The sequence below is a fragment of the Metabacillus sp. KUDC1714 genome, from assembly GCF_014217835.1.
GTDB classification, from domain to species: Bacteria; Bacillota; Bacilli; order Bacillales; family Bacillaceae; genus Metabacillus; species Metabacillus rhizosphaerae.
In genome coordinates this window covers 828,669-844,702 of record NZ_CP055263.1, presented here as the reverse complement: position 1 = coordinate 844,702, position 16,034 = coordinate 828,669, and the positions used below count along the sequence as shown (strand labels likewise).

Sequence of the window (16,034 nt, the reverse complement as noted above, 5' to 3'; positions counted from 1 at the left end):
TTTTATATCCTTAGAGGAGAGAAGTGCAAATAAGGACAATGAAATAGTTGAATTACGTTATTGGATCTTCTATTTATTTGTTCTATTATGTAAATAGGCAAACGTTTTCAATGAAGAGGGTGAAGATAATGAGCAAATATAGCTTAGCAGTTGATATTGGTGCATCAAGTGGGAGATTAATTCTTGGGCATCTTGAAAATGGAAAGCTGCAATTAAACGAAATTCATCGATTTGAAAACAATATTGTTCAGAAGGGTGAGCATTATTGTTGGGATGTAGACAAATTATTCAATGAAATAAAAGCTGGAATAAATAAATGCAAGGATTTAGATGTTAAGCCAGAAAGTATTGGCATCGATACTTGGGCTGTTGACTTTGTCTTATTAGATGAAAATAATAAGCCATTAACAGATGCGGTAGCATATCGCGATCCTAGAACAGATGGAATAATGGAAGAGGTTTTCAAGGTGATTCCAAAGGAAAAGCTTTACCTTGAAACAGGTATTCAATTCCAAAAATTCAACACGATTTATCAATTATATGCGCTAAAACAGAAGTCTCCAGAGGTTCTAAAAAAAGCGAAAGCGTTTCTTATGATTCCAGAGTATTTTAACTTTTTACTAACTGGTAAAAAAGCAAACGAATACACGAATGCAACATCGACACAACTAGTGAATGCATTTACGAAAAAGTGGGATCATGAATTATTGGACAAATTGGGGATAAATAAAGAGATGTTCCAGGATATTAAAACACCAAAAACGGTGTTAGGAACCCTTTCTGAAGAACTTGTATCCGAATTTGGCTTTGATATGAAGGTTGTTCTTCCTGCTACACATGATACAGGATCAGCTGTAATATCTGTCCCTGAATTAGAGGATACGATTTATATAAGCTCTGGTACATGGTCATTAATTGGCGTTGAAAATCGCTTCCCAATTTGTGTCCCTAAAGCTCTCGAATACAACTTTACTAATGAAGGTGGAATCGACTATCGTTTCCGTTTTCTAAAGAATATCATGGGACTTTGGATGATCCAGGAAGTAAAAAGGAATTACAACGACAAATACACATTTGCTGAATTAGTTGACCTAGCTCGCTCAGAGAAAGAATTCAACTCAATTGTGAATGTTGATGATGATCGTTTCTTGAAACCAGAAAATATGATTGAAGAAATTCAAAACTACTGTAAAGAAACAAATCAACAAGTGCCCCAATCTCCTGGGCAAATTGCAAAATGTGTGTATGAAAGTTTGGTAGACAGCTATAAACATGCTATCAATGAAATAGAAGAAATTTTCGAAAAGACATTCCCTAAGGTAAATGTCATTGGCGGAGGCTGTCAGAATGAAATGTTAAACCAAATCATCGCTGATGTGACTAATAAAGAGGTTGTTGCAGGGCCGATAGAAGCAACTGCAATCGGCAATATTGTTGCTCAGCTTATGGCTCTTGGGGAAATTAAGGATATTTCACAAGCTAGAACGATTATTAAAAATTCATTTGAGGTTAAAACCTACAAACAATCATTAGTGAGAGGATGAGAAATATGTCAATTAAACAAAGTTATGAATTAGCAAAGAAAGAATACGAAAAATGGGGCATCAACGTTGATGAAGCTTTAGAAAAGTTAAAACAAGTACCAATTTCAATTCATTGCTGGCAAGGTGATGATGTTAGCGGTTTTGAAGTAAACAAAGGTGAATTATCTGGTGGAATTGATGTAACAGGAAACTATCCTGGTAAAGCAAGAACACCAGAAGAGTTGAGAAGTGATTTAGAAAAAGCTCTTACGCTTATTCCGGGGAAGCACCGTGTGAACTTGCATGCGATCTATGCTGAAACAAACGGTGAAGTAGTAGAAAGAGACAAGCTTGAACCTAAGCACTTTGAAAACTGGGTAAACTGGGCTAAGGAAAACGGATTAGGTCTTGATTTTAACCCAACGTTATTTTCACATGAAAAGTCTGCTGATGGCCTAACTTTATCACATCCAGATCAAGAGATTAGAGAATTCTGGATTAACCATTGTATTGCAAGCCGTAAAATTGCTGAATACTTCGGGAAAGAATTAGGATCACCGACTTTAACAAACATTTGGATTCCAGATGGCTATAAAGATGTACCTAGTGATCGTCTTACACCAAGAGTACGTTTAAAAGAATCTTTAGATAAAATCTTTGAAGAAGAAATTGATGAACAATATAATATCGATGCAGTAGAAAGTAAGTTATTCGGTATCGGTTCTGAATCATATGTTGTCGGCTCACACGAATTTTATTTAGGCTATGCCTTAAAAAATAACAAACTATGTCTACTAGATACTGGACATTATCATCCAACAGAAATGGTATCAAATAAAATTTCTGCGATGCTTCTATACAGTGACAAACTAGCACTACATGTATCAAGACCAGTACGTTGGGACAGTGATCATGTTGTTACACTAGATGATGAGTTAAAGGAAATTGCTCTAGAAATCGTTCGTAATGATGCATTAGAAAAAGTCATGATTGGTCTAGACTTCTTTGACGCAAGTATTAACCGTGTTGCAGCATGGACGATTGGAACACGTAACATGATTAAATCCTTACTGAATGCAATGCTTGTACCGAATGATCATTTAAAACAATTACAAGAAGAAGGAAACTTCACTGAAAGATTAGCACTAATTGAGGAGTTCAAAACATATCCTTTCGGAGCAATTTGGGATTACTACTGTGAGCAAATGGGTGTTCCAGTAAAAGAAACTTGGTTAGAAGATGTGAAGAAGTATGAAAAGGAAGTTTTATCTAATAGATAAATTGCAAAAGGGCTTAAACCACTTATACGGTTTAAGCCTTTTTTTGATGATAAGAAAAGCTTTTTATTAACTTTTCATAGAAAACAAATGAAACACCCTGCAATTATTACATGAATTTTAAATATATAAATATACTTAAAATGATGATTTATATCGTAAAAATAATGTGTTTTAATAATATTTAACTAAAAAGTTGTTATGACAAAATAATGGCATTTTCTGATTGTGACAAAACTATGACATCTTAGTCTTTAATGTTTGTTTTCATCACCATATAATGAAAACGTATTCAAAATACATAAAAATTTCTAAGGGGGATATGGAATGAAAAGGGATATTTTATTTAAAATTATTGTATTTTTGGCAATCATTTCAATGGTTTTGACAGCTTGTTCATCAACATCTTCAACTAATTCTCAAAAGCCATCTGATACAAAGGCGAAAAATGCAGAAAACATTAACACTGAAGTACAAGTTGATGCACCGTTTGATGGATGGGTTGAAGGTTTACCTAAAATTACAGCTCCAGAAGGTTTTGATTGGAAGCAGTTTGAAGGAGTGGAGTTAAATGTTATCACTGAAAACACTCCACCCTCATCCGCACTTGCTGCAAACATCAATTTATTTGAAGATGTAACAGGAATTAAAGTGAATATTGAACAAAGTGATTTAGGAACAGTAGTTGAAAAAACAAGCCTGGATTTTAATGCAAAATCAGCGAAATATCATGTAATCTATGCGGATCCATATCAAATCTTAGCAAAGCATTCACAACATTTTGTAGACTTAAATGCATTTATTGATGAGAAAACAATGCCTGCTATCCCTGGCGGCTTAGAAGATTTCATCCCGAGTCAATTAGAAGTTAATGGATACATGGGGGATACGGAAGCACTTTACGCATTACCATATGATAACCCAACAATGGTTTTAGCATATCGTAAAGACGTATTTGAAAAATATAAAGACGAATTTATGGCTGATAAAGGATTTGATTGGACACCAGGACCTAATTTAACTTGGGAACAATATTATGAAGCTGCTAAGTGGATAACAGAAAAAGCAGCTGCTGGTGAAATCACTGAAGTAAAATATGGTGCAGGACACCAAGCAAAGCAACATGACTCCTTAATGAATGACTATAGTAATATCCTCGCTGGATATGGTGGAGATTATTTCGAAGATACAGAATTAGGGGCAGTAGGTAAATCAAATCCAGGAAAATCTGCAATGACTTCAGATGCTGCAAAAAAGTCTGCTGAACTTTATAAAAAAATCATTGATGTTTCAGCACCAGGAAGTACTTCTTGGGATTGGTCTGGATTAGGAGAAGGTTTTGCAGCTGGTGATATTGCGATGGCTCCAGAATGGCATGAGTTCTCATCTATGTTCGAAAACCCAGATTCATCCAAAGTTGTGGGAAAAGTATCATGGGCATCATTACCAAAAGGTGATGTTCGTCAAGCACATTCATACGGTGGAACAGGTATAGGTATTAACAAATATGGAACTGATGAAGAAAAGAAAGCAGCATGGTTATTCCTTGTTTGGGCAACCTCGCCTCAAGCACAATATATGATCTTAAAATCAGAAGTGGGTGGTTCAACGCCAACACGTCATTCTGTTTATGATATTGAAGAGGTACAAAAAGGTATGCAAGCAGGTACTGAAGAATCAAAACAAATGCCAAACTTATTACCAATGAAAGTTACGTTAGAGGCTTGGAAAGAAGAAAATGTGTACATGAGACCTAAAGTTCCTCAATGGCCACAAATAGATACATTTATTTTCACTGAATTATCGAAAATGTTAGCAGATCAACAAACTCCAGAGGAAACAGTTGAAGAAATTGCTAAACAAAGTGATCAAGCAACAGGAAATTAATGTATGTCTGAAAGATAGGAGGATTTCTCCTATCTTTCCTTAAAAGAAAGGAAGTGAAAATGCTTTGAGAACAAATGCGGAATATTCAAAATTAAAAGATAGCAACCAAACTAACTATAAAAAGGAAAAGTCAACTTCTTTTCTTAATCTATTAAACATAAAAAAATACAAAACAGAGCATTGGATGATTCTCCCATCGATAATTATTTTAGCTATTATCAGTATTTTTCCTTTCCTTTATTTGATTTATGCCAGTTTCATGGACTTTATGATCTCATCAGATCAGCCTACATTTAATGGGATTACCAACTGGAAGAAGGTACTAATAAATGACACGTTCTGGGCATCATGGGGACGTACACTTATTTTCGCTGTTGTCGGATTATTACTAGAAGTTATGATTGGCGTAGGAATTGCTTTAGCAATCTATGAGTTACCAAAAGGAAGGAATCTAGTTGTTACATTGTGGATGATTCCAATCTTTGTTGCCCCGATTGTAGCAGGTTTACTAGGACGTTTCCTTTTGAATTCAACATATGGACTTTATGCTTGGTTATTGAGTCTTGTAGGTATTGATGTCCAAATCTTGGGAGACGTAAAAACAGCATTAGCGGCTGTAATATTAATGGATGTTTGGGAATGGACTCCGTTGATTACCATGATTGTATTAGCAGGGCTTCAATCCTTACCAAAAGAACCACTAGAAGCTGCTCAAGTTGATGGTGCAAATTATATGCAACGTTTAATTAAAGTCGTGTTCCCGCTTGTTTCAAGAACAATTTTAGTTGCATTACTAATCCGTTCAATGGATATTCTCCGCTTTGTCGATACAATTAAAATCACAACAGAAGGTGGTCCTGCTGATTCTACCAAAGTAATAGGTTTCTATTTAATGGAAGTGGCTTTTAAATTCCAGGATTTTGGTGCAGCAGCTGCATTAGGATTAACGATGTTGTTTGCGACCATATTCTTAGGAAAACAATTCGTAAATTTCATGACGAAAGGAGACGAGTAACATGGCTGTACCAAATCATGTGAAAAAAACTGTTAAGAATACATTTCTTTATACAATTGTAACACTAGCATTAGTTTGGGCGCTCCTCCCAATTGTCTGGATGGTCATGTCATCAGTAAAAACCGAAGCGGGAATGTTTTCGATGCCTCCTAAGTTTTTCTTTAAGCCAAATTTTGAAACATTTAAATTCATGTTTTCAGAAGAAGGGAACTTTTTTAGCTTTTTAAGTAATAGTGTCATTGCATCAGTACTCTCAACCATTATTTCTTTAGTATTAGGTACTTTAGGTGGGTTTGCCTTAGCAAGAGGGAATTTTAAAAATGAAAAGGCCTTGTCTTTCTGGATCATTAGTACCCGTATGGCACCAATTCCAGCTGTTATTTTACCGCTCTACTTAATGTTTTCAAATCTAGGTTTAATTGGTACAATGCCAGGTCTTCTTTTTGCCTATACTACTTTTAATCTACCATTTGCTTTATGGATGATGATGGTCTTCTTTAAAGAAGTTCCTCAAGCATTAGAAGAGGCTGCAATGATTGACGGGTGCAGCCGTTTCCAAGCATTTTGGAGAATTGCCCTTCCACCAGTAGCACCAGGTTTGGTTGCAACAGGTATTTTATGCTTAATGTTTTCATGGAATGACTTTATGTTTGCTTCTGTGTTTTCAGGACATGACACACAAACAGTGCCTGTAGCAGCTTCTCTATTAATCACACAAAATGGTATTGCGTGGGGGCAAGCAATGGCAACAGGAACAGTTATTATTACACCAATGGTTATTGCAGGTCTAGCAGTCAGAAAATACCTTGTTCAAGGACTGTCAATGGGAGCTGTCAAATAGAATAATCTAAAGGAGAATGGATATGAGTATTCAAAATAAAGAAAGACCGATAGAAAAAATCGAAGTACCAAATGTAATGAAAGCAGCAGTAATGAATAAGCCATTTGATATTGAATTACAAGAGGTCGCAGTTCCAAAGGTTCTGGGTGAGGAAGTATTAGTTAAGGTAATGGCTGTTGGTGTTTGCGGTTCGGACATTCATTATTATGAACATGGGAAAATTGGTCGTTACGTTGTAGAAAAGCCAATTATTCTTGGTCATGAATGCGCAGGAATTGTAGCAGAGGTCGGTGAGAATGTTACAAAAGTTAAAGTCGGAGATCGTGTGGCTATTGAACCAGGAATTACTTGTGGCAGATGCGATTATTGTAAAGAGGGAAGATATAATCTTTGTCCAGATGTTCAATTTTTAGCAACTCCCCCAGTAGATGGAGCATTTGTGCAGTATATTAAACATCGTGAAGATTTTTTATTTCCTATTCCAGATGATCTTTCGTTTGAAGAGGCTTCATTGGTTGAACCATTTTCAGTAGGTATACATGCGGCCAAACGTTCTAAGCTTCAACCTGGTTCAACTGTAGCAATTATGGGGATGGGACCTGTTGGTTTGACTGCAATTGCTGCAGTTAAAGCCTTTGGAGCTGCAAAAATCATTGTCACAGATTTAGAAGCTAATCGTCTAGAAGCTGCAAAAAAGTTAGGTGCAACTCATGTAATCAATGTATTAGAAAACGATCCAAATGAAGAGATTTTTAACATTACAAACGGTAAAGGTGTTGACGTTGCTTTTGAAACCGCTGGAAATCCTAAGGCGTTAAAATCTGCTCTTCAAGCTGTCAAACGTGGTGGGAAAATGGCTATTATCGGACTCCCGCCACAAGATGAAATCGGTCTTAATGTTCCATTAATAGCAGACAATGAGCTTGATATTTTTGGTGTTTTCCGCTATTCAAACACATATCCTCAAGGAATTGAGTTCTTACAATCAAAATCGACTGATTTAAAAAGCTTGATTACAGATCGTTATTCCTTAGAAGAAACAAAGGCGGCCATGGAAAGAGCACGATTAAATAAAAAAGCAAGTCTAAAAGTAATCGTTTATCCAAATGGGATTATTGAAGAGTAAAGTCAAATGCATGGAAAGAATCGTAGAGTTCTAGATATAAAGGATTAATAGGTGGGGTTATCACAACCAAAAAGTACTAGTGAGTGTAAAGTGTTAGTCTATCTATTTAATTAATCTATTAATATTCCTGTTTTCATAGATTTTAAGTTTAATATATAATAGGGCATAAATAATATTCTAAAAACTTAAAATTCTATGAAAAGGGGAGATAGAATGAGTAAAATTCAATTACTTAGCTCAAGACAGGAATCATTACTACGGACACTATTATTTACAACTAAACCTGTTTCCTATAAACAAATATCTTCCCAGTTAAAATTAAGTACAAGAACGATCCAGAGGGAAGTTTCCGCTTTAAAATCAATCTTAGAAGAGTTTAATTTGAAAGTTGTAAGTAAGATGGGCTCTGGTATTATGATTGATGGTAATCTTGAAGACAAAGCTTTGCTTGATAAAACAATGTTAAAGGCAAATACATTTCAAATTTATTCCCCTGAGGAAAGACAAGAAGGTATGTTATTTGACTTACTTATTGCCACTGAACCCATTAAGTATTTTTTGTTGAGTAATAAATATGGAGTTACTGAAGCCACAATTAGTAACGATTTAGATAAGCTAGAATCTACATGTAAGAGAAATAATTTAACGATAATTCGAAAAGCAGGATTTGGTGTTTTGATTTATGGACTAGAAAATGACAAAAGATCTGCGTTATCTAAACTTCTTCATAAAGATATAACCTTTGAAGAGTGGTTTGAGTTATTTCAACTTTCAGAACAGGAGGGAAAAACAATTGAAAGCAGTCAACTTAATCAATCAGTTTGTAAGCGATTACGAAAATTTGTAGAAACTTCTAATATTTTAAAGGTAGAACATGCTGTAAAAGAAGTTCTTGACTCTCAAACTGTTATTGAGTTGTCTGATCGAAGTTATGTCAATTTAATTGTACATCTTATATTAGCGATAGAAAGAATTAATCATCAGGCCAATTATGCTTGTGAAGACGAAAGTATATTGCCTGAGATTGAAACAATGGAAGAGTATATTGTCGCAATACAAATTGTCCAAAAATTAGAGAGTATCTTAAATATTTCGATTCCTAAAAGTGAAATTAGTTATATTACACTCCATTTGTTTGGGGCTAATTTTTCTCAACAATATAATTCTTCAACCTTTAACAGTGATAACGATATCGAATGGTATGATTTAACGCAAAGTTTTATTCATGCTGCTGAAAAAGAGCTTTCAATTTCACTTAAAGAAGATTTATCTCTTTTTGAAGGATTGCTGGCACACCTAGTTCCCTCTGTAAATCGATTAAGATTAGGCTTGCAAATTCATAATCCAATGTTGAAAGATATTAAAGAACGCTATCCTGATATTTTTTCAGCGTGCCAAAAAGCAGGGGTTACGATATCTACTAAGATAGGAAAAGATATACCAGAAGATGAAATTGGTTATTTAGCTGTTCACATTGGTGCATCAGCCATTAGGATGAAAGAACATACAAAACATATTTATAAAGCAGTAATTGTTTGCGCAAGTGGAATGGGAACATCTACTTATTTAGCATCTAAAGTGGAAAAGGAGATAGCTAATCTCCAAATTGACTCTATTTTATCATTAACTGAACTTAAGGATAAGCTCAACAATCTCAAAATTGATCAGATCATTATTTCGACTGTTTCATTACCATTTTTACATCCTGATCATTATATACTAGTCTCTCCATTCTTGAGTGACGATGAGATCAAACTAATTTATAACAAATTAGGATCGCTTACAATGAAAAATGAAGCAGTATCGAAGGATAATATAGAACCACCGAATACGTTATCGATGGTAGGATCGGCAAGGTATGGAGAAGGAATGGTCCAAATCTTGAGGAATCTCTCTGTTTTCGAATTACCAGCGAGTTCAGGAAACTTAAAAAACGTAACAGAACTATTAAGTAATACTTCAATCGTAGTAAATCCAAAACAAGTCTTGCTGGATTTAGAAAGGAGAGAAAAGCAGGGGACATTTGTCTTAGATAATTTAGCGATGGTCCACTCAAAAACATCAGGTGTGAGTGAACTACTTCTTGGGGTTTTCCATTTTAATGGTTCAACCATTTGGGATGGATTTGAAATTCAAACTTTGTTATTGTTAGCTGCACCTGTTGATGCTACGAAAGAACATATAGAAATGATTAGTGTAATAAGTGCTAATTTAATAGAAGAGTCATTCCTTCATGTACTTTTGAAAGGATCAGAAAAAGAAATAAAAATTGAAGTGGAATCTCTTTTATCAAATGCTTTTTTCACAAAAGTAAAGGCCTTAATAAAGGAGTCTAGCACTAAATGAGGAAATTTGGACAATTACTCAGTGCAATCATTTATCAAAACATTGCAGTCATTATTGCAGTTGGGGTTATTCACGAGTTATTCGGAATTTATGGGTATTTTTATAATGACAGAATCCTACTTCTTGTTAACCCAATTTATGAGACACTATTACCTATTCTATTAGCCTATTCAGGAGGAAGGTTAATAGGAGGTGGGCGTGGTGCAGTGGTTGCTGCTTTAGTTGTTTATGGATTAACATTAGCGAGTTCAGTACCAATTATTATCGGTGCCATGATAATTGGTCCATTTACTGGTTTTGTCGTAAATAGAATTGAACGACAATTAAAAGATAGAATACCAATTGGTTTCGAGTTATTAATTTCAAATGTGATAACTGGGATTGTCGGTGTTTTTTTAACAATCATCTGCTTTTTATATGTAGGGCAAACATTATCAGCAGGAATAAAATTTATAAATAGCATGGTACAATCGGTTATTTATTCGGGATGGTTACCGTTAACTGCAGTGATTATAGAGCCAGCAAAAGTGTTTTTCTTTAACAATGTCATTAATTATGGGGTTTTAACTCCACTAGGAATCCAGCAAGCAAAGGAGCTAGGAAAGTCTATTTTTTTCCTATTGGAGTCAAATCCAGGCCCTGGTTTTGGCGTTTTATTAGCGTATTTTTTTAGGGCAGTTCGTGGGAAAAGAAAGTCAATTAAGCTTTCGATTGCAATACAATCATTAGGTGGAATTCATGAAATCTATTTTCCATATGTATTACAAAATTGGAAATTGCTTTTTGCTGTAATTGGAGGTGGAATATCAGGAAATTTGGTATTCCAAAAGTTTAATGTTGGATTAGTATCCATTCCTTCTCCAGGCAGTATTGTTACACTTATTGGGATGAGCCCGAGAGCTGATATACCAGGTATAATCATTGGAATATTCATTTCGGCTATTGTATCATTTCTGTTATCATATGCTATTTTAGGTCGTTCTTCGCTTAGTTCAATAGATCAAGAGTTTGAAACACAAATGGCCACGATAAATACATTACAAAATATCGACCATTTTTCGAAAGTCAAACATACAATCGAGATTAAAAAATCGGAATTGAAAATAAATGAGATTGAAGCAATTGATTCTCACAAACAAATAAAAAGGGTTTTATTTGTTTGTGAAGCAGGTATGGGATCAAGTTCAATGGGGGCTGCAATGCTAAGAAAAAAGCTAAAACTCGCTAGTTTAGAAATTGATGTAAATAATACATCGCTTCAGGATATTGACTCTAACGTTGATTTAATTATTTGTCATCAAGCATTTTTGAAAAAAGTGCAAGAAGCTGCTCCAGGTAAAATCTACTACTCTCTTCAATCTTTTACTAACTTTCAAGAGTATGATCAAGTTGTTGAAAAATTAAAAGCAGCAGAAAAGTTTACTAATAATAAATAGGCGGTGAAAAATGAACGTAAAATTGGGGATTTCAACAGGATTTACAATTAAACGTTGGGCTCATCCAGCAGACTGGGTTCGATTAGTAAAAGAGGAACTAGGTTTAGATATTATTCAATTTTCTTTTGATCAAATAGATCCGAGATCAACAAACGAATTTATTACTAAATATTGTGATCTTGTACGCTATGAATGTGATAAAAATAATGTAACTCTTCATTCAACATTTACAGGACTATCAATTTATTCACACAATCTTCTATACCATCCATTACTGGAAGGAAGGTTAGACGGCATCGATTGGTTTGAAAAGGCATTTGCTGTTACACAAAGATTAGGGTGTAACGCAACTGGAGGGCCATTTGGTGGAATGGATATTGCTACTTTCTTAAATAAAAACAATGAGAATAGCATCATACAAGCTAATGCGGAAGAATCATTAATCAATTTACTAAAAAAGGCAAAAAAATATGGTGTGATGGATTTTTACTGGGAAGCAACACCAGTAGAACGTGAAGGATCGATCACAATCAAAGATACTAAAGATTTTATTGAAAAAATAAATGATCTAGCAGGAGAGGAGGCAGCAACATTTTCCCTTTGTTTTGACGTTGGGCATACGACAAACCCTATTCTTAGCAAAGATGATAGAAATCCATATCAATGGATCGAATCACTATATGATCATATTCCAATTATTCACCTGCAACAAACCGATGGTCGCTTAGACCGCCATTGGGCATTTACAGAACAAAATAATAAGATTGGTACTATTAATCCAACTAAATTATTTGATTCCCTTGAAAAGACTAAAAAAGATGAAGTTATTCTCCTGCTAGAAATTGGTCATCCTTTCGAACAAGATGATAAGCTTGTTTTAAAAGAAATGAAAGATAGCGTAGATTATTGGAAAACAGCTTTGAGCAATAAAGTATATATATAAGGAGGGACTTATAATGGAACAACTTAAATCTTTGATGCTAGAAGAATTAAAGACTGCATTTTCATCGATTAAAGATGAAGATATTCAAGGGTTTATTGCCGAAATTTCTCAGGCTCGTAAAATATTTTTATATGGACTTGGAAGAGAAAGATTGATGCTACAAGCATTTGCGATGCGGTTGATGCATTTAGGATTAGATGTACACGTTGTTGGGGATGTCACAACACAAAGAATCCAAACTGGAGATTTGTTTATTTCAAGTTCTGGAACGGGTTATTTATCAACTGTTGAAGCCCTTTTGAAAATCGTAAAGGCAGAGAATGCAAGAGTCGTTTTTATGACAGCATCTAACGAATCACCTTTATTGCAATATGTAGATCAGCTTGTTCACATTGAAGCACAAACTATGAAAGATGATATTCATAAACGGACATCACCTCAACCGATGGGGGCTTTATTTGAGCAGGCGCAGCTACTGCTATTTGAGTTAATTGTCGTAAAATTAAAAGAGAAACTTTCAGTCTCAGAAGAAGCAATGGAAGTTTATCATACGAATCTAGAATAATAAGGTTTTAAATTAGACGAATCATAATAATGAGCCTAAGCCTGATTTGAAAAGGCTTAGGCTCTATAATTTGGATAATATCCATATTCTGTGATTTCTCTAAGGGGAAGATAGGAGTAAGTTACCAATTTTAGTTGTCAGCAAATGAACTTACTTTACCTTTGTTGTATTCAAAATATCAATCATATGCGGAGTAATTCCTTCAGAAGCTTCCTCATTTAGATAATGGATCGTAAACCTGATTAATTTTCCATCGATCTCTTTTACGACAATATTTGTTTGTGTTTTGCTATTAGTTCCATGGAGAAAAAATTCGGCATTTTGATAAAATGGGTGACTAATCCGTTTAGTTGAGTATTCAGTTATCTTGTTTCCTTTTAAATAGGCAATTGAATTTTCCTTAACATCAACCATGTTCGCTTTTGAATCTAATACTTCAATTCTTGAAAAATAGGAATCATTTTTTGTGTATTGGACAATGAATCTTCTTGGTTCTTCAGCGTCAAAAGTAAAGTCATTTTTAACTGTTACTTCTACGTTTACTTTTGAAGCATCATAATTTTCATCAACAGACTCCGTTTTTCCATTCTTAGCCACGATCAGTTTTTGGCCGATCAAAATAGTATTTGAGGTTAAACTGTTTATTGCCTTTAACTCACTAACAGTTAGTCCGTAATTCTTTGCAATGCGATAAAGTGTATCCCCTTTTTTAACAATAACATTTGTAGGAATGATTAGTTTTTCACCAGTGTAGATCGTATTAGAAGTAAGCTGATTTATATGTTTTAGTTGTGAGACAGTTGTATCGTATTTCTTTGCAATGCTGTATAACGTGTCGCCTTTTTTAATTGTAATCGTAGTTGGAATGATAAGCTTTTCGCCAATCGTAATGGTTGTAGAAGTAAGATTATTTACTTGCATGAATTGTGAAACTGAGAGATGACTTGCTTTAGCAAGACTATATATCGTATCACCCTTTTTAATTTCATGGATAGTTGAGGCATCTGCTTGAGTATGTCCAAAAGTAGCTGTAGTAGCTAAACCTAATGTTAAAACTGCAATTTTCAACAGCTTAAACTTATTGTTCTTCATAATAATCCTCCAATATTTTTGTGAATTTACACGGAAGGAGTAAGTGTTACCTTAGATAGCAGGATTATGAGTTGTTTTCCGTATTACTATATTAGACGTAAGATCATATTCAAGAGTTTCATATGGTAAAGCCTAACTTTAAAAGAAACATATTACGCTTGTTATTTGTTTTGAACGCTACTCTTAAAAAGAAAAAATCTCCAAAAATCTCTTTTACTCGAGATTTTGAAGATATCAATAAAATTATTCTAAATTCGCATGCCTACTAAACATTGAGTCAGAGTATAATGAATTTTTCTCCATATATCTTAAGATTAGGGCATCATAGAATACTAACAATGTTTGTTCGAATAAAGATGCCATCGGCTGAATTGTCATGTATTTACTTGTTTCTTTATCTTTAGGTGAACCTGGTAGTTTCACAGTTATATCTGCTAGTTTGCCAATTGTTGATTCAGGTAAAATTGTAACGATCGCTAATTTGGCTTCAAGACTCTTTGCTTTTTCAGCCATTGAAACTAAACTTTTCGTTTCTCCAGAACCTGAACTAATGATAAGCAAATCATTTTGTTCAACATTTGGGGTTACCGTTTCTCCTATGACATATGAGTTGATCCCCATGTGCATCATTCGCATAGCAAAGGATTTTGCTATAAGGCCTGACCTTCCAGCACCTGCAACAAAGACTTTTGATGAAGTTGTCATCATATTGACTAAGCTTTCAGCCTCAGCATCTGAAATTTGATTGATTGAATAAGATAACTCGTCTATCACTTTTGATAAATAGTAAGATGTTTCCATGAATTTACAACCTAACCTTAAACAAGTGCTTTTTGCTTCACTAATTTCTGCATCTGTGCAGCAACGCTCTTTTTATCTTCCTGACCAGTAATTCCACCGCCTACGATAACTAAGTCAGGCTGAGCAGAAATCACTTCTGGAAGAGTTTCTAATTTGATTCCACCAGCAACAGCTGTTTTTGCATGTTTTACAACACGTTTAATCTTTCTTAGCTGTTCAAATGAATTTTCACCTGCTGCTTGAAGGTCATAGCCAGTATGAACGCAAATATAGTCTACACCTAGTTCATCAACTTCTTTGGCACGTTGTTCAATATCTTTTACATTGATCATATCGACAAGTATTTTTGTTCCTTGTTTCTTACCTTCTTCAACAGCACCTTTAATCGTTGCATCATCTGTTGCACCAAGAATAGTAACGATCTCTGCACCTGCTTCAGAGGCTTTCATCACTTCATATCCACCAGCATCCATCACTTTTAAATCTGCTAAAACTGTTAACGAAGGAAAAGCTTCTTTGATTTCTTTTACCGCTCTCAGACCTTCATTAATCACAACAGGAGTACCGATTTCCACGATATCTATATGTTCCTGAACCTCGCTTACCACTTGTTTTGCTTCTTCAATATTTACTAGATCCAATGCTAATTGTAGTTCCATAATAATAATTCCTCCTAAAGTGTTTTAGTTCGTGCTTAGCTACAATTATCATTTAAAATGATTAGAAATAATAGTACGCACTTTAAATACATATAGTGTCTAAAAGTATACTATGAGATATAATAAGGGATGAGGTGATGGTTATGAGTCGTTTCGATGAAAAAATATTTAATTGTGAAAAAGAATTAACTTTAAATGTCATTGGCGGTAAATGGAAAATGTTAATTATGTGGCATTTGGGGAAAGATGGTACACTTCGTTTTAGTGAATTAAAAGCGTTAATCCCTGGTATAACCCAAAGAATGCTAGTCAATCAATTACGAGAGCTTGAGGAAGATTTTATCGTACATCGTGAAGTTTATCCTGTTGTTCCACCAAAGGTAGAGTATTCTTTAACAGAACAAGGGCAAACGTTAATGCCAATTCTTGAAGCTATGTATGAATGGGGTAAAAATTATCGTTCGAAATATTTTGACCATCTACAAATAAACGATGACGCGATTAAATAGTACCAGCCAATTTT

The 16,034-nt window shown here is 34.5% G+C and carries 14 protein-coding genes; 11 read left to right on the top strand and 3 right to left on the bottom strand.

Annotated features, from left to right (window positions below):
- The first annotated feature begins 128 nt into the window (after positions 1 to 128).
- The 10 genes from rhaB (at position 129) to hxlB (HUW50_RS04045) (ending at position 12,959) form a co-directional block, all read left to right on the top strand.
- Entirely contained in the window at positions 129 to 1,544 is a 1,416-nt protein-coding gene (gene rhaB / locus HUW50_RS04090; protein WP_066340287.1) for a rhamnulokinase, read from the top strand.
- Between the two features lie 5 nt (positions 1,545 to 1,549).
- Positions 1,550 to 2,803: an L-rhamnose isomerase gene (rhaA, locus tag HUW50_RS04085; RefSeq protein WP_066340284.1), complete on the top strand. Its 1,254-nt coding sequence runs from the start codon at positions 1,550 to 1,552 to the stop codon at positions 2,801 to 2,803.
- 324 nt (positions 2,804 to 3,127) lie between these two features.
- Positions 3,128 to 4,687, top strand: a complete 1,560-nt coding sequence (locus tag HUW50_RS04080) for an extracellular solute-binding protein (RefSeq protein ID WP_185653717.1) — start codon at positions 3,128 to 3,130, stop codon at positions 4,685 to 4,687.
- Between the two features lie 64 nt (positions 4,688 to 4,751).
- Positions 4,752 to 5,702, top strand: coding sequence for a carbohydrate ABC transporter permease (locus HUW50_RS04075; protein ID WP_260445661.1), 951 nt, complete (start codon positions 4,752 to 4,754; stop codon positions 5,700 to 5,702).
- 1 nt (position 5,703) lies between these two features.
- Positions 5,704 to 6,543: a carbohydrate ABC transporter permease gene (locus HUW50_RS04070; RefSeq protein ID WP_066340282.1), complete on the top strand. Its 840-nt coding sequence runs from the start codon at positions 5,704 to 5,706 to the stop codon at positions 6,541 to 6,543.
- Positions 6,544 to 6,565: 22 nt separating this feature from the next.
- Positions 6,566 to 7,669, top strand: a complete 1,104-nt coding sequence (locus HUW50_RS04065) for an NAD(P)-dependent alcohol dehydrogenase (RefSeq protein ID WP_232329103.1) — start codon at positions 6,566 to 6,568, stop codon at positions 7,667 to 7,669.
- 213 nt (positions 7,670 to 7,882) lie between these two features.
- Positions 7,883 to 10,015 carry a BglG family transcription antiterminator gene (locus tag HUW50_RS04060; RefSeq protein WP_066340277.1) on the top strand — a complete coding sequence of 711 codons (2,133 nt, stop codon included), beginning with the start codon at positions 7,883 to 7,885 and terminating at the stop codon, positions 10,013 to 10,015.
- Positions 10,012 to 11,451 carry a PTS transporter subunit EIIC gene (locus HUW50_RS04055; RefSeq protein WP_066340273.1) on the top strand — a complete coding sequence of 480 codons (1,440 nt, stop codon included), beginning with the start codon at positions 10,012 to 10,014 and terminating at the stop codon, positions 11,449 to 11,451. Before HUW50_RS04060 ends, HUW50_RS04055 begins: the two co-directional genes overlap by 4 nt.
- A gap of 10 nt (positions 11,452 to 11,461) precedes the next feature.
- On the top strand, positions 11,462 to 12,394 hold the full coding sequence (locus tag HUW50_RS04050) for a sugar phosphate isomerase/epimerase family protein (protein WP_066340264.1): 933 nt from the start codon (positions 11,462 to 11,464) through the stop codon (positions 12,392 to 12,394).
- Positions 12,395 to 12,407: 13 nt separating this feature from the next.
- Positions 12,408 to 12,959 (top strand): 6-phospho-3-hexuloisomerase, encoded by a 552-nt coding sequence (gene hxlB, locus HUW50_RS04045; RefSeq protein ID WP_066340262.1) that lies wholly within the window; start codon positions 12,408 to 12,410, stop codon positions 12,957 to 12,959.
- A gap of 150 nt (positions 12,960 to 13,109) precedes the next feature.
- Here hxlB (HUW50_RS04045) and HUW50_RS04040 read toward each other — a convergent pair whose 3' ends face one another.
- The 3 genes from HUW50_RS04040 to hxlA all read right to left on the bottom strand — a co-directional run bounded on the left by HUW50_RS04040 (position 13,110) and on the right by hxlA (position 15,511).
- On the bottom strand, positions 13,110 to 14,051 hold the full coding sequence (locus HUW50_RS04040; RefSeq protein ID WP_066340259.1) for a LysM peptidoglycan-binding domain-containing protein: 942 nt from the start codon (positions 14,049 to 14,051) through the stop codon (positions 13,110 to 13,112).
- Between the two features lie 243 nt (positions 14,052 to 14,294).
- Positions 14,295 to 14,852 (bottom strand): 6-phospho-3-hexuloisomerase, encoded by a 558-nt coding sequence (hxlB, locus tag HUW50_RS04035; protein WP_066340253.1) that lies wholly within the window; start codon positions 14,850 to 14,852, stop codon positions 14,295 to 14,297.
- A 17-nt stretch (positions 14,853 to 14,869) separates the two neighbouring features.
- The gene (gene hxlA / locus HUW50_RS04030; RefSeq protein ID WP_185653716.1) at positions 14,870 to 15,511 is read right to left on the bottom strand and encodes a 3-hexulose-6-phosphate synthase; all 642 of its coding nucleotides are present in this window, start codon (positions 15,509 to 15,511) and stop codon (positions 14,870 to 14,872) included.
- 143 nt (positions 15,512 to 15,654) lie between these two features.
- Between hxlA and HUW50_RS04025 the strand changes: the two genes are divergently transcribed.
- Positions 15,655 to 16,020 (top strand): winged helix-turn-helix transcriptional regulator, encoded by a 366-nt coding sequence (locus tag HUW50_RS04025; RefSeq protein WP_066340245.1) that lies wholly within the window; start codon positions 15,655 to 15,657, stop codon positions 16,018 to 16,020.
- The last annotated feature ends 14 nt before the right edge of the window (positions 16,021 to 16,034 follow it).